The sequence below is a fragment of the Nonomuraea guangzhouensis genome (assembly GCF_019396345.1).
GTDB lineage: Bacteria > Actinomycetota > Actinomycetes > Streptosporangiales > Streptosporangiaceae > Nonomuraea > Nonomuraea guangzhouensis.
Map to the genome: position 1 here is coordinate 77,228 of NZ_JAHKRM010000002.1, position 25,834 is coordinate 103,061.

Below are 25,834 nucleotides of genomic sequence, written 5' to 3' on the forward strand. Positions count from 1 at the left end.
ATCTGATCACGAGGAGGAGAGTAGGGTCTGGCGGTGTTAATCGTTTAACACCGCCAGGAGGAAGATCGAGATGATCATCCACGCACCGATCGTCGTACGAGATCGGAGCCATGAGAAAGCCGATCTTTCCTGTCGGAAATATTATGTTATTCGACTAACATGAGCCGCCCCACAGCACGACAGGTGGCCGAGCTGGCGCAGGTCTCGGTGGCGACCGTGTCCTATGTGCTCAGCGGCCGGGACCGTCCGGTCGCCGCCGAGACGAGACAGCGGGTGCTCGACGCGGCCAGGCAGCTCGGCTACACGCCCAACCAGGCGGCCAGGAGCCTGCGCAAGCGCCGGACCCAGCGGGTCTGCCTGGTTCAGGGATCGCTCGGCGGTAACCCCAGCGACGAGCGGCTGGCCAGGGACCTGCACGAGATGGCCGACGTACACGGCTACTCCGTGATCACGCTCGCCGTCTACTCCGAGGGCCGTGCGCGGGCGGCGGCCGACGTGCTGCGGAGCGGGATCGCCGATGGCGCGCTGGTCAATCAGACCGGTGACCACTTCCCCCACGACCTGCTGGCCGAGATCGTCGCCACCGGACTGCCGATGGTGGTGGTCCGCAACGAGAGCGTGCCGGACGGCTGCGACGTCGTACGGACCCCGGAGACGCAGGTCAGCACCGAGGCGGTCGAGCACCTGCTGGCCGAGGGCCGGACGCGCATCGCCTTCATGGCCCACCGCCAGGAGCTCTACCGAGACCAGCCCACCGGCAGGCTGCTGGGCTACACGACCGCCCTCGACCGGCACGGCGTGGACCAGCGGATCATCGTCTCCGGCGCGGACGACCGCGTGGCCGCCTACCAGTCCGCCACCGAACTCCTGCGCTCCCCCGACCGGCCGGACGCGATCTTCGCGGCTTCCGACCGGGCGGCGATCAGCGTGATCAACGCCGCCAAGGACGCCGGACTGAGCGTGCCCGGCGACGTCGCGGTGATCGGCGTCGGCAACATCGACGAGGGTCTCATCAGCAACCCGCAGCTCAGCACCGTCGGCCCGCTCCGACACGACTACACCGACGTCGTGCGCCTGCTCTTCGACCGGCTCCAGGCCGATGGGCCCCTGCCCGCCCGCGAGATCGTCCGCCCCTGGACGTTCCTGCGGCGGGGCTCTTCCTGAAGGCGCTTGACAGAAGGGAAACCCGAGATGTCCCCCGATCTCTCCCGCCGCGACCTGCTCCGCCTGGCCGGGGCGGCCGCCGCCGTACCGGTCCTGTCGTCCTGCGCCGGAGCCCCGACCGCGCCGAACGCCGCCCCCGGAACGTTCACCGTCTACTGGAACGCCGGACACGACTACCAGGCCTACCGCAAGGTGATCACCGAGTTCGAGCAGGCCAACAAGGTCAAGGTCAATCTGCAGAAGTACCAGTGGCCCGACCTGCGCACCCGGCTGCTCGCCGACTTCGCCTCCGGAACCGTCCCGGACGTGGTCGAAGAACCGGGCGGCTGGGTGCAGGAGTTCGCCATCTCCGGCAACGCCCGCCCGCTCCAGGACTACGTCGACCGCGACGGCGGCGCGATGGGCTTCCCCGCCGACTGGCGCCCGGCCACCGTCGAACGCAACTCCTACCAGGGCAAGGTGTACGGGGTTCAGCTCCATCTGACCTGCAACACGCTCTTCTACAACAAGGCCATGCTCCGGGACGCCGGGCTGGAGCCGCCCACCACCTGGCCGGAGTTCCTGGTCGCCGCCCAGAAGCTGACCAAGGACGGCGTCTACGGCGTGGCACTCAACCAGGACCACACCTACATCTGGCCCTGGCTGCTGCAGGCAGGCGTCACCCCGTACGACCCCAAGACCGGAAAAGTCATGACCCCGGTGGCGGACGCGGTCGCCGCCCTGCAGTTCCAGGCGGACCTGATCCACAAGCACAGGGTGGCCCCCATACCGGTGTCGAGCACCGACTACTCGGGCCCGCAGAAGCTGTTCTCCGCCAAGCGCGCCGCGATGATCCTCACCGGCCCGTGGGACCTCGGCCCGATCGGGAAGACCAACCCCGACCTGGAGCTGGGCGTGGCTCCGCCGCTGAAGGGCAAGCGGCAGGTCACCCAGGCGGCGGGCGTCAGCATGTTCGTCCCGGCCAAAGCGGCCAGGCCCGACCTGTCGTGGGACTTCATCAAGCGCGTCACCACCCTCCAGACCGAACAGGCCGCCACCAAGGAGGTCGGCATGCTGATGCCCCGCACCTCCTGGGCCGACCTGCCCGAGGTGCGGTCGGACCCGGTCATCAAGGTCTTCGCCGACGCGCTCGGCTACGCCGCCGATCCCGGGCAGCAGGTACGCCTCACCGGCCAGTCCGGCAAGTTCGAGGAGCAGCTCAAGGTCATGTACCAGCAGGTGCTCATCCAGAACCAACCCGCCGAGTCGGCGCTGCGGACGTTCAGCGAGGCGGCCGAGGGCTTCCTGCGATGACCCGATCGACGACCCGCCGCAAGGCCCGCCGCAGGACGCTCACGGGCCGGTACGCCAGGACCGCTTACCTGTTCCTGACCCCGGCGCTCCTGTTCTTCGCGGCCTTCTTCTACCTGCCGATCGGCAACGTGGTCGCCACCAGCCTGCGTACCGGCCCGCAGGCCGACCAGTTCGCCGGGCTCGCCAACTACGGCCAGGCCCTGGCCGACCCGGCCGTGCGCCACTCGTTCCTGGTCACGATCGTCTTCGCGGTGGCCGTGGTGATCGGCTCGATCGTCCTCGGGCTGATCCTGGCCATGGCGCTCGACCAGCCGCTGAAGGGACGGGTGGCCTTCCGCGTGCTGCTGCTCGTGCCGTACCTCACCTCGGTGGCGATCGTCGGCCTGCTCTGGCGCAACATCCTGGACCCCGAACTCGGCGTGCTGAACCGGCTGCTGGCCGCCACGGGCCTGCCCGAGCAGCAGTGGCTCAACACCGCTCCGCTGCTCACGATCGCCGCGGTCACGCTCTGGCAGAGCGTCGGCTACACGATGGTGCTGTTCCTGGCCGGGTTGCAGGGCATACCCGAGACCTTCCACGAGGCGGCGAAGATCGACGGTGCCGACGCCTGGCGCCGGTTCTGGCGGATCACGCTGCCGCTGCTCGCCCCCACCACGCTGTTCGTCTCGGTGATGGCGGTCATCTCCGGCCTGCAGGCGTTCGGCCAGGCGTACATCATCACCAACGGCGGGCCGGGCGACGCCACCGACCTGTCGGTCTTCCACATCTTCAACGTCGCCTTCCGGACCAGGGACTTCGGCTACTCCTCGGCGCAGTCGGTGCTGCTCCTGGCCGTGATCGTGGCGTTCACGCTGGTCCAGCTCCGGGCCGGGCGGCGCGGGGAGGTCCAGTACTGATGCGGCGCGCTCTCCTTTACACCCTGCTCGGGCTCGCCTCGCTGGTGACGGTCCTGCCGCTGCTCTACATGCTGTCGCTGTCGCTGCAGACCGAGGCGGAGACGCTGTCGGCGCACGCGGTGCTCTGGCCGGACGCACCCCAATGGGGCAACTACCCCGAACTGTTCGCCCGCGCGCCCTTCGGCGACTTCATCGTCAACAGCCTCGTCGTGGCGGGCGTCATCACGCTGGCGCACCTGCTGTTCGACCCGCTCGTCGGCTACGTGTTCGCCAAGTTCCGCTTCCCGCTGCGCAACACGCTGTTCGTGGCGCTGCTGGCCACGCTGATGGTGCCGTTCTTCGTGCGCATGATCCCGCTGTACGTGCTGATGGCCAACCTCGGCTGGCTCAACACCTATCAGGGGCTGGTCACGCCGTTCCTCATGGACGCGTTCGGCATCTTCCTCATGCGGCAGTTCATCCAGCCCATCCCGGACGATCTGATCAGCGCGGCCCGCATCGACGGCGCGTCCGAACTGGGCATCTACCGGCGCATCATCCTGCCGCAGACCAGGCCGGCGCTGGCCGTGCTCGGGCTGTTCACCTTCGTCTTCCAGTGGAACGAGTTCCTGTGGCCGCTGGTCGCCACCACGACGCCCGAGATGCGGACCATCCCGGTCGGGCTCACCCTGTTCAACCAGGAGTACTTCACGCTGTGGCACCTCACGGCCGCCGGCTCGGTGATCCTGTTCGTCCCCACCGCTGTCCTGTTCCTCCTCACCCAGCGCTACTTCGTGCGCGGCATCGCCCTCACCGGCCTTCGATAGGAGCCCTTTCTTGCGTCCGAACGTGATCGTCGTCTTCACCGACCAGCAGCGGTGGGACACCGTGGGCCCCTTCACCCCGAACCTCGACCGGATGGCCAGGCACGGCACGCAGGCCACGGTCGCGCTGACCCCGCAGCCGGTGTGCGCGCCCGCCCGCGCGGCCCTGCAGACGGGCCGCTATCCGACCACCACGGGGGTGTACCGCAACGGCCGCGTCCTGCCCGCCGAGGAGCGCACGCTGGCGCACCACTTCAACGCGGCCGGATACGCCACCGGCTACATCGGCAAGTGGCACCTGGCCGCCACCGAACCGGTGCCCGAGGAGCTGCGCGGCGGCTACCGCTCGTGGCTGGGGGCCAACGCGCTCGAGCACACCTCCGACGCCTACCGCACGATCGTGTACGACGAGGCGAACGACCCCGTCTTCCTGCCCGGTTACCGCTCCGACGCGCTGGTCGACGCGGCCGTCCGGTTCGTCGCCGACCACCACGAGGAGCCGTTCTTCCTCTTCCTGTCCTTCATCGAACCGCACCACCAGAACGAGGTGGACAACTACCCGGCCCCCGACGGCTACGAGGAGCGCTACCAGGGCCGCTGGACGCCGCCGGACCTGGCCGCGCTCGGCGGCACGGCCGCCCGGCACCTGGGCGGATACCTGGGCCAGGTCAAGCGGCTGGACGAAGGGCTGGGCCGGCTGCTCGACGCGCTCAAGAGCATGGAGCTGCTCGACGACACGATCGTCGCCTACACCTCCGACCACGGCAACCACTTCAAGACCCGCAACGGCGAGTACAAACGGTCCTGCCACGACGCGTCGCTGCGGGTGCCGCTGGCCGTGCGCGGGCCCGGGTTCGACGGGGGCGGCGCGATCGCCCGGCCGGTCAGCGTCATCGACCTGCCGCCCACGCTGCTGGAGGCCGCCGGGCTGCCCGTACCGGAGAACATGCAGGGCCGCTCGTTCCTGCCGCTGCTGGGCGACGCCCGCGCGCCCTGGCCGGACGAGGTGTTCTTCCAGGTGAGCGAGTCGGAGGTGGGCCGGGGCATCCGTACCTCGCGATGGAAGTACTACGCCGTCGCCGAGGACGCCGACCCGTTGACCGCGCCCGCCGCCGCCCGCTACCGCGAGCAGGCCCTGTACGACCTGGACAACGACCCGCACGAGCTGGTCAACCTGGCCGGGCACCGGTCCCACCTGGAGGTCGCGGCCGAGCTGCGGGCACGGCTGCTACGCAGGATCGTGGCGGCGGGCGAGGCCGAGCCGGTCATCGAGCCGGCCACCGAGGTCGACGGGCGCGACCAGGCACTGCCCGACCCCGCCGTACGGCTGCGCGGCCCGAAACCGGCCAGGTTCGGCCACCAGCCACCGGTCGGCGGGCCGTGACCGGCCAGGTCACGGCCACCAGCCGGCAGCCGGCGCCTCATAGCGACACGGTGCGGAACCCGGCGTTGGCCATCGACGAGTCGGGGGTGTTCGAGGATCGTGCCGAGTTGCGGTAGCGGTTGCAGTAGGAGTCGTGGCACAGGAACGAGCCGCCGCGCAGCACCCGTGCCGCGCCGTTGAGCGGACCGCGCGGATCGGCGGACGGGGAGTAGGCGTAGTAGTCAGGGGCGTACCAGTCCGAACACCACTCCCACACGTTGCCGACCGTCTGCCAGAGCCCGTACGCGTTGGGCGCGAACGTGCGGACCGGGGCGGTGGTCAGGTAGCCGTCGGCCAGCGTGTTCTCGCCGGGGAACACGCCCTGCCAGATGTTCACCGGCCACGCGTCCTCGGGCAGGTCGTCACCCCACGGGTAGCGCGCGCCGTCGAGGCCGCCCCGGGAGGCGTACTCCCATTCGGCCTCGGTCGGCAGGCGCCGCCCGGCCCACGAGCAGTAGGCGACCGCGTCGTTCCAGCTCACGTGGACCACCGGGTGGTCGGCCTCCGCCTCGGACAGGGCGCCGCCCGGGCGCCGCCAGTCGGCGCCGCGGACACCGAACCACCAGGGGGTGCCCGCGGCGGGGCCCATCACGTCCTCCGGATCGGCCGCCAGGGCCAGGTGGAAGACGGCGGAGAAGCCGTACTCCTCGGCCTCGGTCCGGTAGCCGGTCGCGTCGGCGAAGACGGCGAAGTCGGCCGTCGTCACGCTGGTCGCGTCGATGGAGAACGGCGACAGGACGACCGGATGGACGGGCCCTTCGCCGTCGCCCCAGTTGCCGTCGCCGGTGGCGTCTCCCATCTGGAACTCGCCGCCGGGCAGGTCCACCTGCTCGATCGGGTGCGTCCCCCGCGCGGCGAACCGTACGGGCTCCATCGGGGACGCCGGCGTCGCGGGCGTGCAGCAGCTGTCCGACACGTTCGTCACGATACCGGGGAGAGTCTGACCAGCCTCATCGGTAGGTCGCCTCGTCGAGCCCGCTCATCGTCGGGTCGTAGGAGACGTCGCCGACGTCGTACATGGACGTCATCCAGTGGTAGAAGTTGTCGCCCCGATCCCGCAGCACCTGGTACAGCCGCCGCATCAGCCGTCCGCGCACCGCCTCCATCTCGGGATGCGGGTAGACGTTGAGCAGTTCGTCCGGGTCGGTGAACAGGTCGTACAGCTCGTTCGTCGAGTCCGGGTTGACGACCAGTTTGTAGCGGTCGGTCCGGATCATCCGCTGCGGGTACGGGAAGTGGTGGCCGTGGAACTCGCAGACGATGTCCTGCTCCCACGCCACCTCTTCCGTGGAGGCGAGTGGCACGAGGCTGCGGGAGTCGACGGCGGGAGCGGGGTCGATCCCGGCCAGGTCGAGGATGGTCGCCGTGCAGTCCAGCAGGCTGACGAACTCCGACCGGACGACCCCGGGCCGCTGCCCCGGGACGCGGAGCAGGCCGGGCGTGCGGTAGATGTCCTCGTACATCGCCGGGCCCTTGTCGTGCAGCCGGTGCGCGCCGGTGAACTCGCCGTGGTCGCAGGTGAAGAACACGGCCGTGTCGTCGACCAGCCCGAGCCGCCGCATGGCGTCCATGACCCGGCCGATCTGGGCGTCGATGAGCGCGACGTACCCCCAGTAGACGGCGATGAGCTTGCGCGTCACCTCCAGCGGCATGGTGTCGAACGTCCAGTGCGCGCTGTAGTTGGCCTGCACCTGCGGCTTGCCGGCGAAGGTCTCGGCGATCGACTTGGGCAGCTCGACCAGCTCCGGGTCGAACATGTCGAAGAACTCGTCCGGCACGATGTACGGCAGATGCGGCCCGAAGAAGTTGAGCTGCAGGAAGAACGGCCGCTGCTCGGCCGCGTACCGTTCCAGCAGCTCGATCGTCCGGGTCGCCAGGTAGTGCTCGAACGTCGCCTCGACCGGCTGGCGCAGCCGCGCGGCCAGCAGGTTGCCCGGCCCGCCGTTGGGCAGCGTCCCGCGGATGTGGTCGTGAATCTCGTACGGCGGCAGGTCGTTGGCGGCAAGGTAGTCCAGATAGTCGGGATGATCCACGGGGTTGTGCCACCCCGGCAGGTCCGGCCCGTCGAACCCGAAGTCGGCCGCCCGCCGGTGGTGCCCGACGTGCCACTTGCCGATGAGCCCGCAGTTGTAGCCGGCCTCCCGCAGCGCCTGGGAGAAGGCGAACTGCCCGTCGGGCAGGTCCTCGATGTAGCCGACGTTCCGCTCGTGGTTGGCCAGCAGTTTGTGCCGGAACGGGGCCTGCCCGGTGAGCAGGCTGGCCCGCGCCGGCGTGCAGATGGCGGACGGGGTGTACCAGCGGTCGAACCGGGTCCCGGTCCTGGCCAGTTCGTCGAGGACCGGGGTGGCGGCCAGCTGGTTCCCGTACGCGCCGAGGGTGTCGACCCGGTGCTGGTCGGTCATCAGGAACAGGATGTTCACTTGGCGGCGCCCATGAACAGGTCGCCCGTGTAATAGGTCTTGGGGGCGACGGGGCCGGTGAGCTTGCCCGCGCCGACGAAGTAGTCGTTCATGCCGGTCAGCCACTTGTCGATCGTGCCGTCCTTGGTGTAGCCGTCCAGGTCGGACAGCGACAGCACCTTGGAGTTGGCCGCGTCGGCCTTCACCTGCTCGGCCGGCTGGTTGAGCATCTTGGCGGTCGAGGCGACGGTCTCGTCGAGGTGCTCGCTGCGGTACTGGATCGCGTCGCGGAGCACGGCGATGACCTTCTGGGCCTTGCCCTGGTCCTTGGCGACGACGTCGTTGCCGGCCACGAACGCGGTCGGGAACGACACCGTGTCGGCGAACTCCTCGTTCTTGGCCAGCTCGACCAGGTCCGGAACGGCCTTCTTGATCGTGGCGATCGCCGGATACCAGAAGCCGGCCGCGTCGATCTGCTTGGACGTGAACGCCGACACGATCGTCGCCGCGTCCATCGGCACGATCTTGACGTCGTTCTTCGTCAGACCGGCCTTCTTCAGGGCGAGCGTGAGGATCATGTCGCCGGAGGTGCCCTCGGGCACGCCGATCGTCTTGCCCTTCAGGTCGGCCATCGTGGCCGTGCCGGCCTGCGCGATGACGCGGTCGGCGTTGCCGAGCGTGTTCATCGCGACGACCTTGGCCTTGCCGGTGGCGGGCAGCCACATGGCGCCCGGGCCGATGTAGCCGAAGTCGAGGTCACCGGTGCCCAGCGCCTGGATCTGCAGCGGGCCATTGGTGAAGACGCTGGTCTTCACGTCGATGCCGTGCTTCTTCCACAGGCCCTGGTCGTTGGCGACGGCGAGCAGGCTGGCGCCGTTGAAGTCGCCAATGTAACCGAAGTTGACGTGAGTGCCGGCGTCGCCCGACGAGCAGGCGGCGGTGCCGAGCGCCAGGAGGATGGCGGCAGCGGCTAGGGGTGTCTTCCTCATTGTGCGGGCTCCTTGACTTGCCGCTGGTGGTAGACCGAATGCCAGACGCGGTTGCGCAGGTCCCCGAACTCGGGACTCAGCCGCATGTCCTCGTCACGTGGATAGGGCAGGCCGACGTCGATGACGTCGGCGATGCGGCCGGGCCGCGCGGCCATGACGATGACCCGGTTGGCGAGGAACACCGCCTCGTCGACGTCGTGGGTGATGAACATGACCGTCCGCCGCTCCTGACTCCACGTCTCCAGGAGCTGCTCCTGGAGCCGCACCCGGGTCAGCGCGTCCAGCGCGCCGAAGGGCTCGTCCATGAGCAGGATCCACGGATTGACCGCGTACGCGCGGGCGATGGCGCAGCGCTGCTTCATGCCGCCCGAGAGGGTCTTGGGCAGCGCGTCCGCGAACCGCTCCAGGCCCACCAGCCGGATGAAGTGCTCGGCCCGCGCCCGCCGCTCGTCCTTGGGGACCTTGGCGGTACGCAGGCCGAACTCGACGTTCTCGCGGACGGTCAGCCACGGGAACAGCGCGTACTGCTGGAAGATCACCCCGCGTTCCGGGCCGGGGCCGGAGACCGGCTTGCCGTCGACGAGCGCGGTGCCTCCGGTCGGCTCTTCCAGCCCGGCGAGGATGTTGAGCAGCGTGCTCTTCCCGCAGCCGGAGGGCCCGACGACGGTCACGAACTCGTTGTCGGCGATGTCGAGCGAGACGCCGCCGAGAGCGACGAAGTCCTCCTTCCCGACGGGGAAGACCTTCTCGATGTCGCGTACGGAGATCTTGGGGGTGGTCATCGGCTCTCCTGCCAGGCCGTCAGCTTGTTGCCGGCCAGCATGAGCAGCCGGTCCATGATCAGGCCGAGGATGCCGATCGTGACGATGCCCACGAAGATCGTCGGCAGGTCGTAGTAGAGCTGCGCGCTCTGCATCCGGTGCCCGAGCCCGGCCTGCGCGGCCAGCAGCTCGGCGGCCACGAGTGTCCCCCAGGCCGAGCCGAGCCCGACCCGCATCCCGACGAGGATGAACGGTGTCGAGGCGGGGACCACGACCCGTGCGAAGATCGTCCCATCATCCGCGCCGAGGACCCGCGCGGCGTTGATGAGGGTCCTGTCCACGTTCACCACGCCCTGGTACGTCGAGATGACGCAGGCCAGGAACGCCGCCAGAAAGATGACGAAGATCTTCGGACTCTCGCCGATACCCATCAGGACCAGCACCAGCGGCAGCATCGCCAGCGGCGGGATGGTCCTGAAGAACTGGATCCACGGCTCGAACAGACCCCGCGCGACCGTGTACCACCCCATGAGGAAGCCGGCCAGGACCGCCGCGACCGAGCCGAGCGCGAACCCGGCCAGCACCCGCCCGAGCGAGGCGCCGATGTCGGTGACGAGCGTGCCGTCCAGGATCATCCGCCAGGCGGCCGACACCACCTCGACCGGGGTCGGGAACTGGAGCCCGGCCAGCGACAACCCCCACCAGATCGCCAGCCCGGCCACGACCGAGACGACGTTGAGGATCAACAGGGTCCGGCTCTTGCGGGGCCGGACTCTCGTGGCTCCCGCTGCTTCTGTGCTGATTATGGCCACCTTCGGCCTCCGTCCGCAGTGATGTCCGCTTCGTATCCGGCCAGCAGCGGAGACTCATGGAACAGGGCCGCGATGGCCCCGAGCGCTCCGCCGTCGTCCGACAGCAGGGCCGGGCGGATCACCGGCGCCGCGTCGGTCAGCCACGACAGTTCGTACGTGACCGTGGCCGTGACCTGCTGCACCAGCGCGGGTGCGATCTTGACGATGTCGCCGGCGAGCACGATCTCGCTGGGGTTGAGCGTCATCGCGGCGGCGCCGAGCACCCGGCCGATGGCCGCGCCGGCCGCACGCAGCACCTGATCGGCGACCGGGTGCGCGATCTCCACGGCCGCCCCCAGATCGTCGAGCGTCTCCGTCGGCAGGCCGAGCTCCCGGCACCGCCCGAGGATCGCCGGAACGGACGCGACGGTCTCCACACAGCCGCGCTTGCCGCACCGGCACTGCGCGCCGCCTGGGACGACGGTCACGTGACCGAGCTCTCCGGCGTACCCCTTGAAGCCTCGTACGAGCTGCCCGCCCACCACGAGACCACCACCGACGCCGTCGGACAGGCGCAGGTAGATGAGGTCGCGTACGGAGTCGGACTGGGCGTGTAACGCCTCGGCCAGCCCCGCGAACCGCACGTGGTTGTCGACGATCACGGCGGCGTGGAAACGCTCGGCGAACACCTCCGCCACCCCGTCGGCCCGCGACCGATCGCCCCAGCCCGGCACACCGATCCCGATCGCCTGGAGCGCGCCGTAATGAACACCGGTGTCGGCACTCAACCTGTCGATCAGCGCCATCCCGGCCTGCACACGCTCGGGCCATCCGGCCGACTCGTCGTAGCGGGATGTACCGGACGCGATGATGTCGTGCGACGCGTCAGCCACCAGGACGTTCACCCGGCGATGGCCGAAGTCGACCCCCATGTACTGCCCGGACCCCGGATCCAGCGCGAGCCGCTCAGCCGGCCGCCCGCTGCCGATGCGCTCGACGGCGTCGGTGTCGACGACCCGGATCGCACCCCGGCCGAGCAGGTCGCTGGTGATCTCGGAGACCGTGGTACGCGACAGGCCGACCCGCGTCGCGATCTCGTTGCGGCTCTGCGCGCCGTGCCGGCGTAGCAGGCGCAGCACTCGCTCCTCGTGGGACCGTCGGACGAGCGCATGCGCTCCATTGGGCGTTGACACGCTGGAAACCTATGGTTTGTCCATTTTTTCCGTCAACCTTCCGGCAAAATGAATCCGGAAATCTGCCACCGGGCCGACGAAAACCTCTGACCAGCGTCAACAGGCCGGTCTCTGGAGCGGGAGTTCTTCGAGACCTCCACTCGCAGCAGAGGCTGGAGGGCGGCGTCAACCGTCACCGGACCCGCAGGCGCAGTACTTCGGATCCGTGCCGAACGAGCGGACGCTGGGCGTACTCAGCCTCCCGGCGTACTCAGCCTCCCGAAACAATCACCCAAACGCCTCGGTGGCATCCCTTGATCACGCCAGCGGCCCGCGCCCACCGACCTCATCGAAGATGGCCCATCAGCAAGGCACTCCACAGCGCCGCCGCTACACCGGCATGCCATCGCTCGGTCTCCTCGATGACGTCACTGCTGTTCTCATGGCAAGTCCGGCGCATGAACACCAAACCGCCCACCTGCCACAGCTCGAAGAAGGTCCCTGTGCAGCCACACGTCCGCCGCAGAACACGCCCACCAGGCTCCAACCGCTCCGGAACGATCCAAACCAGGCGCTCACAGTGCGACGTGGGCGGCATGACGTGATCGTCGAAACACGGAGGCGGCATCCGCCACAGTTCACCGACCCACCCACCCGAGGCCATTACGCCGCCACGACTTCCATCGACAACGGCTCAGCGGGGGGCGGCGAGTCCTCGACGGTGAGCACTTCGGCCCACACCATGTAGCCGGGGAAGCTTCGCCTCACGCCCCACCGGGCGGACAGTGCCTCCACCAGTTGTAGGCCGCGCCCGAAATCCCCGTCGTCGCCCACTTGGCGAGGACGCAGAACGGTTCTCGCCCCTTCGTCGGTGACTTCAATTCGCGCCAGCCGACCACCGATGTCCGAGATCTCCACCGTGACCAGCCCGTCAGGGTCGCCCGAACGGGTATGCATCACGGCATTGTTGAGCAACTCGCTAAGGACTAGGAGCACAGCGTCCAGATTCCGGTGTCCCACTGCAGTCAGTACCAGCGTGGCGTATTGCCGAAGCAGCGACACCGAAGAGCTCGCTCCTGGCACCACCACCTCAGCGAGAAAACGCTCGCTCATCGCGTTGCCTCCCAGTTCCGCCGGAAACCGGCATCCGTGCCGTCCTGTCCCCCGCCCGAACCCACGCCCATTACTGCTCCACCCGGTCAAGGATGTTGAGCGCTGCATCGCTCCGCGCCACCGGGATACGCGCCCAGCGCCATGGCACCCATGTGAAGGGGTAAGTGCCCCGACGTCTCTCGGCCCTGCCCCGAAGTGCCCGCCGTCGCTCCGACGGGGACAGCAGCATTAGATCAGGACACTTCTCGATCGACCCGTCGGCAATGACCACTTTTGCCACCAAAATGGAAAGGCCATCCGCCAACTGCACAATAAATGCCATTCGTAGCATTTCGCGAGCGCCGTTGGACATGTCAAACCTCCTTCCGCGCAGGGGGATCGCCGTTTTCGCCCTCGCCGTAGGCCACGGGGTGTATGAGTGCTAGTGTTCACCCAGCCAGCCCATAAATGCAAGCCATTCATTTAACGGCCAGTCATTTATGGCTGAAGCGAAAGGAGAGATCGTGGCTCGTGGCAAGCACATACCGACAGTGGCGAGCACACGACTGGCTGCCGAGCTTCGGAGCCATCGGGAGAAGTCGGGCTTGAGCCAGGAAGCCGTGGCCGAACAGATGGGTTGGGCCGAAAGCAAGCTATACCGGATCGAAAACGACAAAAGTCGAGTTTTGGTGCGGGACGTTAAGCGGCTGGTATCTCTGTATGAGCCTGAAGAGGCGCAGGCACACGCGATTGTCGAGTTGGCCCGAGTGGCCGGCGAACCCGACTGGTGGCATCAATACTCTGGCGCCATTCCCGAGTGGTTCCAGGTCTATGTCGCGCTGGAGACATCAGCGTCGCATGTGTTCGGATACGACTCTGAGCTCGTGCCCGGCATCATGCAGACCGAGAGTTACGCGCGGACGATCATGATGACCGCCCCCGATCGCGGCCCGGATGAGGAGATAGAGAACCAGGTCAAAGTGAGGATAAATCGCCAGGCGCGACTTACCGGAACCAACCCTCTCAACCTCTGGATAGTTCTGAACGAGGGCGTCGTTCGCCGAAAGGTAGGCGGGCCAGATGTCATGCGCGAACAGATCGAACATCTCATCGAGATTGCACAGCTTCGTAATGTCACGCTCCAAGTCCTGCCGTACGAAGTCGGCGAGCACAGTGCCATGCATGGCTCGTTCACGATCTTGCAGTTCCCGCCTGCGCACGATCCAGACAAAGTATATCTAGAGCAGCAAATCGGCGGCATATATACACAGAAGACAAATGAGGTAGAGCGGTATAAGCTGCTGTATGACGACGTGCGTGCCCGAGCGCTAGGACCTGGGGAAACGATCGGCATGTTTCGCTCAATCGTCGCAGAGTTAACGTGACAACGCCCGGCAGCAAGGGAGAGGTGATCGTGGATCTGACCGCCGCAGTTTGGCGCAAAAGCGCCCGGAGCGGCAACAACGGTGGCCAATGTGTTGAGGTCGCAGTGCTGCGTGGCCGCGAGACAGGAGTGGCCAACAAGGCAGAGGAAGAGTTCGTCGTACTCGTTCGGGACAGCAAGAACCATGACCGTGAACCTCAGGTTTTCACGATCCCAGAATGGGACGCCTTCTGCGAAGGTGTGCGAGAGGGGCAGTTTGACCCCTCAGCCATGATCAAGGAACTTGGGCCAGTTCCAGCCACCTGATCGATGCGCGAGGCATGCAAGGTGCCCGGTTGCCAGCTAGGCAGCCAGGCACCTTCGTGCGTTAGCGGGGCTCTGCCTGTGGCGGGGGTCAGGCGGGCCGTAGATCGTAGGTGCGCGTGACCGCGATCAGGTCGCCGTCCTCGCGTGTGGACGCCACCAGGCCCGGCGGCCTGGGCGTGAAGCCGGGCACCGCGGACAGGCCGTCCGTTTCGGCGATCGCCGTGAGGCGTACGGGGTCGGCGCTCGGCACGCGCAGGGTGATGTCGACGCCGCCGGCGGGGATGCCGCGGAAGCGGATCTCGCCGGGCCAGGTGTTGGCCCGAATGCCGCTGACGGATACGGTCACCGGGGTGAGTCCGGTGGCGCCCGCCGTGACCTGGGTGATCGGCCGCTCGACGCGCAGGGTCACCGAGCGTGCGCCCTTCCCCGCCCGGACCCGCAACCTGATCGCGTCTCCGGCGCGGGAGAGTATGGCCACGCGGGGCCCTTCGGTCTCGATCGCCGGTGCGTCGCCGGTCCACAGCGTGCGCCGCGCGTAGCCCGCGGGCAGCGATCCGGTGTCCCGGCTGGAGACGTATCGCCTGGTCCAGGCGGTGGGATCGGCGTCCCCGCTGACCCAGTGGGCCACCCGGGTGTCGGCGTTGAGGACGTACGCGAGGTGCGAGCGTTGCGGGTTTGTCGCATCGAAGGTGTCCGTCGCCAACCCGACGCCGGTCATCGCCACCGCGAGCACAGCGGCGACCACGATGCCAAGACCACTGCCACGGTGTGTGCCACTTCCACCGCCAAGGCCCGCACTGAGGCTCAGCGCGGGGAGGGTCAGTTCCGCGAGTGGCAGCAGCGTCAGTCCGAACAAGGCGAGGACCAGGGCGCTCACACCGCCGAGCGCGAGCCCCATCCCGTCGAACGCGGTCCCCGCCAGCGCGGGCAGCAGCATCGCGGCCATGGATGCGCCGAGCGTGAGCGCGACGACCCGCCACACCGCTCCTGGCAGCAGCAGCGCGGCCAGGCCGCCGAGCGCGCACAGCAGGGCGGGAAGGGTGAGGACGAAGGCCGCCCCGGGCGCGAACCACGCGGCCAGCACGCCCAGCCCGGCAGGCCAAACCAGCGCGCCGATGGCCAGCGCGGCCAGCCCGAGGCGGCCTCGCAAGGGCAGGTACCAGGCCAGCAGCGCCAGCGCGGCCAGCAGCACGACCGCCGCCTGGTAGGCCATCGGGCGATGCAGCAGCCCGCCCATCCCGTCATACGCGGGCCGCAGCGCGACCAGCACCTCCCACAGCCCTTGCGCGAGGAACACCGCCAGGACCAGGGGCACCGCGGCAGACGCCGCCGCGACGATGATCCGGGGGATGCTCGCCAGCCGCGCCCAGCGCGCCAACAGCGCCAGGCCCGCGACCGCGAGCAGCGCGAGCACCGCCAGCGGCCGGACCAGCCAGCCGGGGTACGTCACCATGACACCAAGGATCCGGAAATACGTGACGTCATGGTCGGCCGCCAGCGCGGGCAGGTCCGCGTCCCCCAGGGTGCGGGCCAGCGCCAGCATGGTGGAGCCGTGGTGTTGCAGGCTGCCGCGGTCGAGGTTGGCGATGGAGTCGTCGGCGGTGTGATAGCGCGAGGAGCGCTCGATATAGGCGAAGTTCATACCGGTGAACCCCGCTTTGGCCAGCGGGGTGAAGTCGGTGTTGTTCGGTAGCAGCCGGTACAGCTCGGTCATCACGGAGTCGCCTCGCGGATGCGGCGCGGCGGCGGCGAACGTACTCACCAGCCCCGCGTTGTTCCTCGAGGTCTCGAACATCAGGGACGGCCCGCTGACTCCCCGCGCCTCCCAGTTGAGCAGCACCCCGCCCTTGCGTCCCAGAGGGTGTTCGCGGACGAACGCCTCCGCGCCGAGCACGCCGTCCTCCTCGCCGTCCGTCATCAGCAGCACCAGGTCGTTGCGGAGTGGGGCGGCGCCCAGCGCTCGTACGGTCTCCAGCATGGCGGCCACCGCCGCTCCGTCATCGGAGGCGCCGGGCCCGACCGCCGCGGAGTCGTAGTGGGCGGCGATCAGTAACGTGCCCGACGGGTCGCTGCCTCGTCTGGTGGCCACCACGTTGTCCACCCGCCCGAATGACGCCAGCCCCGACGAGGAGTTGGCACCGATCGCCCGCTGGACCGCCACGTCGAGCCCCGCCGCCCGCAACTGTCCGACCAGATAAGTCCTGGCCCGGTCGCCCGCCGGGCTGCCGAGCGGCCGCGGCTCAGCGGCGAACCGTTCGAGGTGGCGCAGGGCGCGTTCGGCGCTGAACTCCCGGCCCGGCGCCGACGCGGGGAGGGGCTGCATCGTGCTTTGCCCCATCGCCGTCAGCATGATCACTCCGGCCAGGGCGAGCAGCGCCAGCAGTCCCGCCAGCGTGCGGCGCGGGACGTCGATCAACTTTCCCTTCATGACGAGAAACGCTAGGTCCGGGGGTTCGGGCGCCGGAATGAAGCGCGTACCCGGATCTGGCTGCGGTTTCCCACAGCTCAAGCTCAGCCGCTCAGTGCCTTCGTCACAGCTTGGTGGGGCGGGCGGCGAGCCGTACGCCCAGATGGGCGTGTGTGCCGAGGAGCCACGCGGCGCTGACGTACACCGACGCGGTGGAGCCGCCGAAGACCTGAGCCACCATGGCCACCGGGAACCACATCCCCGCGAGCAGCGGCAGCCAGCGGAACGCGCCCTGGTAGCGGCCCTTGACCGCGATGGTGATGCCCAGGGCCAGCAGGACGAGCTGGCTGAGCGGCCAGCAGGCGTCCAGGATCATCAGCGGCAGCGGGAAGTCGTCGTAGCTGCCGACGTAGCCGAAGGACAGCGCGTTGAACAGGAACGCGCCGGGCAGCAGCACGAGCAGCCCCGCCGGGATCACCCGGGTCCACCCGTCACCGGCACCGCGCGTGGACAGCACTGTCCAGACATAGGCGAAGACTCCCGTGACGAACAGCATCCCGGTGATGGTGTCGAGTGTCTGTACGCCCTCCTGGATCTTGTCTCCCACGATGACGGTGCCGGCCGCCCAGGCCGTGGCCCCGACGGCCAGGAACAGCCCGGAGAGCTGGATGCGAGCCGGGTTCACGGTGCGCCGGTCGGTCACGGGCTCGTTGGGGTTGACGTTGCTGGGCACTACGTGACTGGACATCGTTCGTTCCTCCGTTGGGGTGTCGGTGGAGCCACGATCGCGGCCGCCTGTCCCGGGCGTCCAGGGAGCAGGGCCACGCGGGACAGTCCCGGTTTCGCCCTTTGTGACCGGGCCAAATGTCCCTGGCGGGAAGGGACACCGCCCCCGTGAAGGTGGGACGCGTCGTGTGGCACGCTGGCGGCGTGCCCGATCCCTCCCCCGCCGGCCCCACCGACCCCGCCCCACCCACGCAGGAGCGCGCTTCCGCCGCGAACGGTGGCGCGCCCAACACCGCGAACGGCACCGCGAACGATGCCGCGCGTAACGCCGCGGACCGGCGGATCGCGGCGGCGGCGACGGCGCTGGCCGCGCTGTGTGTTGTGGCGTGCGGTGCCGCCACCTGGCTCGATGTGGTGACGGGGACGGTGACCCGGCCGGGGCCGCTGGACTGGGCCGTGTGGTCCTCGACCGTGCCCGGCGCCGCCCTCGCGATCGCGGGAGCCGCGCTGGCGGTACGGCTGCCACGCCACCTCATGACCTGGCTGTTGATCGGCGGCGGCGCCGTGGCCGCCCTCAACGGCCTGGCCGGCGCGTACGCGGTGCTGTCGCTGACCCGCCACGACGGCACGCTGCCCCTCACCGCGGCCGCGTTCTACGCCGGGGCGCGGCTGGGCCCGCTGCTGAACCTGCTCCCCCTGCTCATCCTGCTGTTCTTCCCCGACGGGCGGCTGCCGTCGCCGCGCTGGCGGTGGGCCGCGTGGCTCTCGCTCGGGGCCACGGGGCTGGCCGTCCTGACGTTCTTGACCGTCCCGTGGCGGATCGAGTTGGGGAACGACGAGTGGCCGGGGCTCGATCTGCCGCTGCCGCCGGTTCCGGATGAGTTCTGGCGCTCCGCGCTGGCCTTGGCGCCGGTTCTGCTGGTGGTGAGCCTTCTGGTGCCGGTGGCGGCCTTCGCCTGGCGGTTCAGGGGTTCCACCGGCGCGCGGCGGGCGCAGCTCCGCTGGATGCTGCTGGCGGCGGCGCTGAACATGATCCTCATCCTGGTCCCCGCCGTCGTGGACGGAATACCGCAGGACCTGTCCTTCGTCGTCTCGCTGCTGTCGCTCGCCGCGGCCGTCCTGATCGCGGTGAGCCGGTACCGGCTCTACGACATCGATCCGGTGCTCGGCTGGACCATGCTGTACGGCGGGCTGGCGGTGGCCGTCGTCGCGATCGACGTACCCGTCTTCGTGGGCATGGGGGCGCTCATCGACGAGCCGATCGCGGCGGTCCTGGCGGCGGTCGTGGTGGGGATGGTCTACGCGCCGCTGCGGGAACGGGTCCGGCAGTGGGTGAACCGGGTGTTGGCGGGACGGGCCGAGCCGTACGACGTGGTCTCGGTCCTGGCCCGGCGGCTCGAGGAATCCGTACGGCCCGAAGAACTGCTGCTCGAGGCCGCCACCGCCGTGGCGGCGGCGTTCCGTTCACCGTACGTACGAGTCGAGCTGGACCGCGCGGACGGCCGGACCGTCGTGGTGGAGCACGGTACACCCAGGGAGGACGTGGTCGTGCTGCCGTTCTCCTACCGCGAGGCGCTGATCGGCCGGTTCGCTCTGGTGCCGCGCGCGGGCGCGCGGCCGACCGCGTCGGACCAGCGGTTGCTGGCGGACGTGGTACGCCAGGCAGCCGCCGCCGTACGGGCGACCGCTCTGACCGAGGAGCTCCAGCACAGCCGCGAACGCCTGGTCACCGGCGTGGCCGAAGAACGCCGCAGGTTGCGCAGGGACCTGCACGACGGGCTGGGACCCACGCTGGCCGCCGCCGCGCTGAAGGTGGAGGCGGCGCACAATCTGGCGGCCCGCGACACCGCCGCCGCCCGGGAGGCGCTGGACCAGGTCAGGACGGACCTGGCCACAATGCTCGGCGACGTACGCCGGCTGGTGCACGACCTGCATCCGCCGGCCCTGGACCAGTTCGGCCTGGCCGGCGCGCTGCGGCAGGCGGCCGACCGGTTCCGGGACGGCGGGCTCGCCGTGCGGGTGGACGCGGAGGGGAACCTCGCGGGGCTGCCGGCCGCGACCGAGGTGGCGGCGTACCGGATCGTCTGCGAGGCTCTGACGAACGTCGCCCGGCACTCCGGCGCGGCCAACTGCCATGTGCGCGTCGCCGTGGCCGGGAGCACGCTGGAGGTCGAGGTGACGGACGACGGGCGCGGCGTCCGCCAGGGCGCGCTCGTCGGGGTGGGCCTGGTCGGCATGCGCGAGCGCGCGGAGGAGCTGGGCGGCCGGTGCGCGGTTGGCGCCCGGCACGGCGGCGGGACCCGGGTTCATGCCGTTCTGCCCGCCGAGGCGGTGACCGCTTCATGACGCCGCCGCACGTGCTGCTCGCCGACGACCATCCGGTGTACCGGAACGGCCTGCGCATGATGCTCGACTCCACCGGCCAGGCCGAAGTGGTGGATACCGCCGCAGACGGGGAGGAGGCGGTCGCGAAGGCCATCGAGCTCAGTCCGCAGGTCGTCGTGATGGACCTGCGGATGCCCCGGCTGGACGGCGTACGGGCCACCGAGCGGATCGTCGCGGCCTGCCCGCAGACGCACGTGCTGGTGCTGACGATGCACGAGGATGACGAGAGCGTGTTCGCCGCCATGCTCGCGGGCGCCCGGGGCTACCTGCTCAAGGGCGCCGACCAGGCCGAGATCCTGCGGGCGATCACGGCCGTGGCCAGCGGCGAAGTGATCTTCGGGCCGGCGCTCGCGGGCCGGGTGACGCGCTACTTCGCCAGGCTGGCCGCGGCCCGGCCGGTCCGCGAGGAGCCGTTCCCCCAGCTCACGGCGCGGGAGCGGGAGATACTCGAGCTCATCGCGGCCGGCCTGTCCAACCGGGCGATCGCCGAGCGCCTGTCGCTGTCGCCGAAGACGGTACGCAACAACGTGTCCAACGTCTTCACCAAGTTGCAGGTCGCCGACCGTTCCCAGGCCATCATCCAGGCCCGCGAGGCCGGCCTGGGCCAGTGACCGGCATCCCTCGCGTGAGGGACGGTGGGTCCCTCAGGTCAGCGACGGTGAAGATGGCTCGTCGGCGTGACGACCGGTGGCGCGCCGCTGCCTACTGTGCCTTGCATGGAAGCAACCATTGAGGTCGCCGGGCTGCGTAAGCGGTTCGGTCAGACCATGGCGCTGGACGGGATGTCCTTCACCGTGGAGCCGGGACAGGTCACCGGTTTCGTCGGCCCCAACGGGGCGGGCAAGTCCACCACGATGCGCGTGATCCTCGGCCTGGACAAGGCCGACGAGGGCACCGCGCTGGTGGGCGGGCGGCCGTACACCGGCCTGCGCAACCCGCTGCATCACGTCGGCGCGCTGCTGGACGCCTCGGCCCTGCAGCCCAGCCGTACCGCCCGCAACCACCTGCTGTGGCTGGCCCACTCCCAGGGGCTGGGCGCCGGACGCGTCGACGAGGTGATCGAGCAGGTCGGGCTCGGCTCGGCGGCCCGGCGCCGGGCGGGTGGCTTCTCCTTGGGGATGCGGCAGCGGCTCGGCATCGCCGCGGCGCTGCTCGGTGACCCGCCGGTGCTGATGTTGGACGAGCCGGTCAACGGCCTGGATCCCGAGGGCATCGTGTGGATGCGCGGGCTGCTCCGGTCGCTGGCCGCCGAGGGGCGCGCCGTGCTGGTCTCCAGCCATCTGATGAGCGAGCTCGAGGACACCGCCGGCCATCTCGTGGTGGTGGGCCGCGGCCGGGTGATCGCCGACACCAGCGTGGCCGAGCTGATCGCCACCGCCTCCACCGGCCGGGTCAGCCTGCGTACCACCGCCCGCTCGGAGGCGATGAGCGCGCTGGCCCACGCCGGCGCCACCGTGGCCGCCACCGACCGCGACACCCTGACCGTGACCGGTCTGGCGGCCGAACACATCGTGGCCCTGCTCACCCGGGACGCGGTGCCCTTCTCCGAGGTCAGCGCGCACCGCGCCACGCTGGAGGAGGCGTACATGGATCTGACCCGCGACACGGTCGACTTCCGCGCCACCGAGCAGGAGGTCACGCGATGACCACCGGCACCATATACCGGTCCGGCCTGCGGGCCGGTCGCGACGGGTTCGCGCAACTTCTGCGCGCCGAATGGACCAAGTTCCGGACGGTCCGCGGGTGGGTGCTCACGATGACGGCCGCGGCACTGGCCACGGTACTGCTCGGGCTGGGCTTCTCGGCGGCCAGCCATTCCTCGTGCAGCGAGGGTCCGATCGAGGTCGCCTGCCCCATCCCGCCGCTGGGACCTGACGGCGAAGCGGTGCGGGACCGGCTCTATTTCGTCAACCGGCCACTGACCGGCGACGGCAGCATCACCGCCCGCCTGACCTCCATGTCCGGCATCATCACCTACCCTCCGCCCAACCACGATCAGATCGTCCCCGGACTCGTGCCGTGGGCGAAGGCCGGACTGATCATCAAGCAGAGCACCAAGCAGGGATCGGCGTACGCGGCCGTCATGGTCACTGGCAGCCACGGGGTGCGGATGCAGCACAACTTCACCCACGACACAGGTGGGGGCTCGTCGACGTTCCCGCGCTGGCTGCGATTGACCCGCTCCGGCGACCTCCTCACCGGCTACGAATCGGCCGACGGCAAGCAGTGGACCAAGGTCGGCACGGCTGACCTGACCGGGCTGCCGGACACCGTACGCATCGGGCTGTTCGCCAACTCGCCGGGCGACCTGACGGTGGAGCAGGGGTCGCTCGGCGGGAGCAGCACCCAACTGCGCTTCACCCAGACCACCGCCGTCTTCGACCAGGTCAGCGTGCAGGGCGACGTACCCCGTGGCGCGTGGAGCCGAGACGACGTGGGAGCCGACGGAAAGACCGACTGGGAGCGCTACCATCGCGCGAACGGGCTCGTCGAGTCCGGCGGCACGCTCACCGTGAGCGGGACCGGCGACATCGCGCCCATCAGCGACGGCCGGTCCATCGAGCGCACCCTCATCGGCGCGCTGGCCGGGCTGATCGCGGTGATGGTGGTGGCGGTACTGTTCATCACCGCCGAATACCGGCGGGGCCTGATCGGCACCAGCCTGCTCGCCAGCCCGCGGCGCGGCCGGGTGCTGGCCGCCAAGGCCACCGTGATCGGCCTGGTCACCTTCACCGCCGGGCTGGTCAGCGCCGCCGTGACGGTGCCGATCTGCACGCGGATCCTGCGCGCCAACGGCACCTACCCCCTGCCGGTGAGTCCGCTCACCGAACTGCGGGTGATCGTCGGCACCGCGGCGCTGCTCGCCGCCGCCGCCGTGTTCGCCATGGGGCTGGGCGCGTTGTTCCGCCGCAGCGCCGCGGCGATCACCGTCGCCGTCGCGTCCGTCCTGCTGCCGTACCTCCTGGCCACGGTCTCCTCTCTGCCGCTGGGGGTGTCGCAGTGGCTGCTGCGGGTGACTCCGGCTGCCGGGTTCGCCATTCAGCAGAGTGTGCAGGAGTATCCGCAGGTGCTCGCCTACTACGCGCCGCAGATGGGGTATTTTCCGCTGGCGCCGTGGGCCGGGCTCGCCGTACTGGGCGGGTACGCGGCACTCGCCCTCGGCCTGGCCATCGTCCGGGTACGTCAGAAAGACGCTTGACCCTTCGGCGTGTCGCGTGCGCCCTCGCGACTGGGCAGTTTCACCGAGCGTCAAGCGACGACGGAGTTCCCCCGATCCTGTGTAACCACTCGTGCAGAGCGGCGTAGTCGGGGTCGCCGAGGCCCTGCCTGGGGTCGACGCAATGGAGCAGGGAAGGTGCCGAGTGGTGCGCACATACCCACTTGCGATCGATGTCGGTGATTTCATCGTCGACCCAGGCGAATGAGCGCCCCGCTGCCCAGCCGACGAGAGCGCGGGTTTTCCAGTGCATCCCTTTCCGCTCGTCCTGTTCATCGATGTCGGACGGCTCCGGCCAGGTCACCACCGGCAACTGCGGCAGGCCGAGCAGCGGTGCGATGCACTCGTTGGCATCCTCCATCCAAGTCGTGGCCCAGACCAGATCGCACGACAACGCCATCAGGCGGGGCCCATGCATCGGATTGATCCTGGCCAGCAGTGGATTCGAGCCGACCCCTGGGTTTCCGTCCGGATATCGCCCCGGAGCAGCGCCGAAGGGAATGAGTGGCCCGTCGACATCGAGGAAAAGCAAGGGGCGCTGAGTGGGACCGGTCACGGCTGCACGATAACGGACTTCTATTGCTCCAGCTCGCCGAGAAGCGCCCCGGCCTGCTCGGCGAAACCGGCGTGACCGGAGTCGGCCGCGCGTCGAAGCGCGGCGCGGTCGCCTCGCATCTCCCCCACCCGGAAGGCGGCCTCGGCGACCAACTCAGGGTCGTCCGTTTCACTCAAGGTGAGGTCATACCACCGAAGGGACTCTTCTTCATCTCCGAGCCAATAACAGAGCTCGCCCAGGTGTGCCGCTGCAAGCGCGGCATTCTCGTCATCAGATTCGATGACCGGCCCGTACCAGCGCAGCGCATCGGAGAGATCGCGGGTGATCTTGGCCAGATAACCGAGCTGCATCGCTGCCCGATGGACGATTGCCGGCTGGCCGCTCGCCGCCGCGCGCAGCCACCATTCCCGGGCCGTTTCCGTATCGTCGACGCTCTGCGCATGATTCCCGAGAAACATCATTGCCTCGGCCGCGCCCCGGTCGTCCTCTTCGGCGATCTCTAGGAGCAGGGATCGTGCCCTATGTCCATGTCCGGCTCGGTGGAGGAGACGCGCGTGGGCGAAGGCCGCGTACGAGTCCCCGACGGCAAGCTCCGGACCGGCCTTCTCGGTCGCCGCCTTCCGTGCCGCCTCCGCGACCACCGGATCGCCGGTCTCGTCCAGAATCCGGGCCAGGGTGACGAGCGCCTGTGCGGCCGGTTCTGTCCCGCCGAGCTCGTCGACGCTCGTCCAGAAGGAGGCGAGGGCCCAGGCCACGGCCTCGTCCTCGGGTTCGCCGAATACCGCGTAGTGATCACCGAGCTCGGCGTAGGCAGCCGCCGCCAGCCCTGGGAAGCGGGCACCGGCCGTTTCCGCGATGTGCCGCACATCCTCGGGCAAGTGCATCGCCACCATCGTCCGCATCAGGCGCTCACCGATGGCGGCGGCGACCTCCTCCGGGTAGGCGTTCCCGCTTTCGAGCGCGTACCGCCACATCGTCGGCCCGAGCTCGGCCGTCACACGCAACTTCAGCAGGGCGGCCACAGTGTCGTCGTCGCCCTCGCGGCCATGGACGAACGCCAGGTCGGCGGCGATCAGAGCCATCCGGGTGTGATCGAGGGCGCCGCCGGGGCCTGTCGCGTCCGCGGTCTCGAAGTCGCCGTCGAGAAGGGCCACAGCGAAATCGATCACCTCGTCCCCGCCGTCGTACGCGCGCCTGAGCTCGTTCAGCGCCCCGAAGCGGTCACCTTCGCTCATGAGCCGATGCGCGCGCTCGGCGGGAGAGACCATGCCCGCGCGCTCGCGAGCCTCGCCCATGAACTCGGGCATCCCGAACGCGTGCACGATCAGGAACGCGGCCCGTGCGTCCGCGGCCCGGCCCTCCCTGGAGAGCCGGACGCAGAGCTCCAAGGCCGCCCTCGCCTCGTGGGCGACCTGGTCGTCGAAGTTCAGGGCGTCGAGATCGATGTCGAGATCGTCGAGGGCCAGGAGCGCCCGCACCGTGGCCTCGGGGTCGTCAACGGCGCTCGCGCGCCGGAACGCGTGAGCCGCCCCTTCCCGGTCGCCCCGGTCCTTGAGGATCAGGCCGCGACGCACCAACTGACCGCCCGCTACCGTCCAGCCCCATGAGGCGAAGCCGGTGCCCATTCCCTGGCCCTCGGGGAGCGGCTCCAGCCAGCGCGCGTCGGTGACGACGACGTCGTAGTCGGCTTGGACGAGTTGGTCCTCGTGCTCCCATCGTTCATGCCATCGGTGGAGACGCCGATCGAGTTCCGTGTAGTGGGTTTCGTAGAAGCCTGCGAGCTCATCGCCGGCGGGGAGGTTCCGGGCAGCGATCCTTTCCACGCTCTCAATGAAACGGCCCGCGTTCGCTTCGACCCAGTCCGGGTCGAGGGTGTCTTCAAGCGGGACGAGACCGTTGAGCGGGCCGCGCCGCCGTCCCGCCTCGCCGTCGGCGGCCTGCCACAGTACCCCGAAGAAGAAGCTCGGCCCCTCAGGAAGGAGGTTCCCCGGATCGTAGTCGGCCAGGAACACGCGCAGGCGCACGCGCCGCTCGTCCAACTTCAGTACGCGGACGCCGTGGGTGTAGATG

Annotated in this window: 22 protein-coding genes; 11 read left to right on the top strand and 11 right to left on the bottom strand. The window is 69.4% G+C overall.

Features of this window, described 5'->3' with window-relative positions; genetic code table 11:
- Nucleotides 1–159 precede the first annotated feature (159 nt).
- Genes KME78_RS03370 through KME78_RS03390 form a run of 5 tightly spaced genes read left to right on the top strand, consistent with a single transcriptional unit; the run spans nt 160 to nt 5,540 of the window.
- On the top strand, nt 160–1,164 hold the full coding sequence (locus tag KME78_RS03370) for a LacI family DNA-binding transcriptional regulator (RefSeq protein ID WP_219527255.1): 1,005 nt from the start codon (nt 160–162) through the stop codon (nt 1,162–1,164).
- A gap of 27 nt (nt 1,165–1,191) precedes the next feature.
- Nucleotides 1,192–2,457, top strand: coding sequence for an ABC transporter substrate-binding protein (locus tag KME78_RS03375; RefSeq protein ID WP_219527257.1), 1,266 nt, complete (start codon nt 1,192–1,194; stop codon nt 2,455–2,457).
- Nucleotides 2,454–3,353, top strand: coding sequence for a carbohydrate ABC transporter permease (locus KME78_RS03380; RefSeq protein WP_219527258.1), 900 nt, complete (start codon nt 2,454–2,456; stop codon nt 3,351–3,353). The genes KME78_RS03375 and KME78_RS03380 overlap by 4 nt, the downstream gene beginning before the upstream one ends.
- A complete protein-coding gene (locus tag KME78_RS03385) occupies nt 3,353–4,159 on the top strand; it encodes a carbohydrate ABC transporter permease (protein ID WP_219527259.1) in 807 nt (268 codons plus the stop codon). The genes KME78_RS03380 and KME78_RS03385 overlap by 1 nt, the downstream gene beginning before the upstream one ends.
- A 10-nt stretch (nt 4,160–4,169) precedes the next feature.
- Complete coding sequence (locus KME78_RS03390; RefSeq protein WP_219527260.1) at nt 4,170–5,540, top strand: sulfatase family protein; 1,371 nt, start codon at nt 4,170–4,172, stop codon at nt 5,538–5,540.
- Between the two features lie 37 nt (nt 5,541–5,577).
- On the opposite strand, the gene KME78_RS03395 is transcribed toward KME78_RS03390, so the two are convergent.
- The 7 genes from KME78_RS03395 to KME78_RS03425 all read right to left on the bottom strand — a co-directional run bounded on the left by KME78_RS03395 (nt 5,578) and on the right by KME78_RS03425 (nt 12,804).
- Complete coding sequence (locus KME78_RS03395; protein ID WP_308126792.1) at nt 5,578–6,495, bottom strand: formylglycine-generating enzyme family protein; 918 nt, start codon at nt 6,493–6,495, stop codon at nt 5,578–5,580.
- Between the two features lie 34 nt (nt 6,496–6,529).
- Nucleotides 6,530–7,999 (bottom strand): sulfatase family protein, encoded by a 1,470-nt coding sequence (locus tag KME78_RS03400; protein ID WP_308126793.1) that lies wholly within the window; start codon nt 7,997–7,999, stop codon nt 6,530–6,532.
- Nucleotides 7,996–8,967, bottom strand: coding sequence for an aliphatic sulfonate ABC transporter substrate-binding protein (locus KME78_RS03405; protein WP_219527262.1), 972 nt, complete (start codon nt 8,965–8,967; stop codon nt 7,996–7,998). Before KME78_RS03405 ends, KME78_RS03400 begins: the two co-directional genes overlap by 4 nt.
- Nucleotides 8,964–9,749, bottom strand: a complete 786-nt coding sequence (locus KME78_RS03410) for an ABC transporter ATP-binding protein (RefSeq protein WP_219527263.1) — start codon at nt 9,747–9,749, stop codon at nt 8,964–8,966. Before KME78_RS03410 ends, KME78_RS03405 begins: the two co-directional genes overlap by 4 nt.
- Nucleotides 9,746–10,540 carry an ABC transporter permease gene (locus KME78_RS63875; RefSeq protein ID WP_219527264.1) on the bottom strand — a complete coding sequence of 265 codons (795 nt, stop codon included), beginning with the start codon at nt 10,538–10,540 and terminating at the stop codon, nt 9,746–9,748. Before KME78_RS63875 ends, KME78_RS03410 begins: the two co-directional genes overlap by 4 nt.
- The gene (locus KME78_RS03420; protein WP_219527265.1) at nt 10,531–11,712 is read right to left on the bottom strand and encodes an ROK family transcriptional regulator; all 1,182 of its coding nucleotides are present in this window, start codon (nt 11,710–11,712) and stop codon (nt 10,531–10,533) included. The genes KME78_RS63875 and KME78_RS03420 overlap by 10 nt, the downstream gene beginning before the upstream one ends.
- A 642-nt stretch (nt 11,713–12,354) precedes the next feature.
- A complete protein-coding gene (locus KME78_RS03425) occupies nt 12,355–12,804 on the bottom strand; it encodes an ATP-binding protein (RefSeq protein WP_219527266.1) in 450 nt (149 codons plus the stop codon).
- A gap of 503 nt (nt 12,805–13,307) precedes the next feature.
- On the opposite strand from KME78_RS03425, the gene KME78_RS03430 reads away from it, so the two are divergent.
- Both KME78_RS03430 and KME78_RS03435 read left to right on the top strand, forming a co-directional pair.
- Nucleotides 13,308–14,168, top strand: a complete 861-nt coding sequence (locus KME78_RS03430; RefSeq protein WP_219527267.1) for a helix-turn-helix domain-containing protein — start codon at nt 13,308–13,310, stop codon at nt 14,166–14,168.
- A gap of 29 nt (nt 14,169–14,197) precedes the next feature.
- Nucleotides 14,198–14,473, top strand: a complete 276-nt coding sequence (locus tag KME78_RS03435; RefSeq protein WP_219527268.1) for a DUF397 domain-containing protein — start codon at nt 14,198–14,200, stop codon at nt 14,471–14,473.
- Between the two features lie 88 nt (nt 14,474–14,561).
- On the opposite strand, the gene KME78_RS03440 is transcribed toward KME78_RS03435, so the two are convergent.
- Together KME78_RS03440 and KME78_RS03445 are read right to left on the bottom strand one after the other, a co-directional pair.
- Nucleotides 14,562–16,901 carry a M28 family peptidase gene (locus tag KME78_RS03440; protein ID WP_219527269.1) on the bottom strand — a complete coding sequence of 780 codons (2,340 nt, stop codon included), beginning with the start codon at nt 16,899–16,901 and terminating at the stop codon, nt 14,562–14,564.
- Nucleotides 16,902–17,004: 103 nt separating this feature from the next.
- Nucleotides 17,005–17,628 carry a hypothetical protein gene (locus KME78_RS03445; protein ID WP_219527270.1) on the bottom strand — a complete coding sequence of 208 codons (624 nt, stop codon included), beginning with the start codon at nt 17,626–17,628 and terminating at the stop codon, nt 17,005–17,007.
- Between the two features lie 182 nt (nt 17,629–17,810).
- Here KME78_RS03445 and KME78_RS03450 point away from each other — a divergent pair, with 182 nt between their 5' ends.
- From KME78_RS03450 to KME78_RS03465, 4 genes are all read left to right on the top strand, one after another.
- Nucleotides 17,811–19,952: a sensor histidine kinase gene (locus KME78_RS03450; protein WP_308126794.1), complete on the top strand. Its 2,142-nt coding sequence runs from the start codon at nt 17,811–17,813 to the stop codon at nt 19,950–19,952.
- On the top strand, nt 19,949–20,602 hold the full coding sequence (locus KME78_RS03455; protein WP_219527272.1) for a response regulator transcription factor: 654 nt from the start codon (nt 19,949–19,951) through the stop codon (nt 20,600–20,602). The genes KME78_RS03450 and KME78_RS03455 overlap by 4 nt, the downstream gene beginning before the upstream one ends.
- A 105-nt stretch (nt 20,603–20,707) precedes the next feature.
- Nucleotides 20,708–21,637, top strand: coding sequence for an ATP-binding cassette domain-containing protein (locus KME78_RS03460; protein ID WP_219527273.1), 930 nt, complete (start codon nt 20,708–20,710; stop codon nt 21,635–21,637).
- A complete protein-coding gene (locus KME78_RS03465; RefSeq protein WP_219527274.1) occupies nt 21,634–23,190 on the top strand; it encodes an ABC transporter permease subunit in 1,557 nt (518 codons plus the stop codon). The genes KME78_RS03460 and KME78_RS03465 overlap by 4 nt, the downstream gene beginning before the upstream one ends.
- Before the next feature lie 40 nt (nt 23,191–23,230).
- Here KME78_RS03465 and KME78_RS03470 read toward each other — a convergent pair whose 3' ends face one another.
- Both KME78_RS03470 and KME78_RS03475 read right to left on the bottom strand, forming a co-directional pair.
- Nucleotides 23,231–23,764 carry an HAD domain-containing protein gene (locus KME78_RS03470; protein WP_308126795.1) on the bottom strand — a complete coding sequence of 178 codons (534 nt, stop codon included), beginning with the start codon at nt 23,762–23,764 and terminating at the stop codon, nt 23,231–23,233.
- Nucleotides 23,765–23,784: 20 nt separating this feature from the next.
- Nucleotides 23,785–25,803, bottom strand: coding sequence for a hypothetical protein (locus tag KME78_RS03475; RefSeq protein ID WP_219527275.1), 2,019 nt, complete (start codon nt 25,801–25,803; stop codon nt 23,785–23,787).
- Nucleotides 25,804–25,834: the final 31 nt, after the last annotated feature.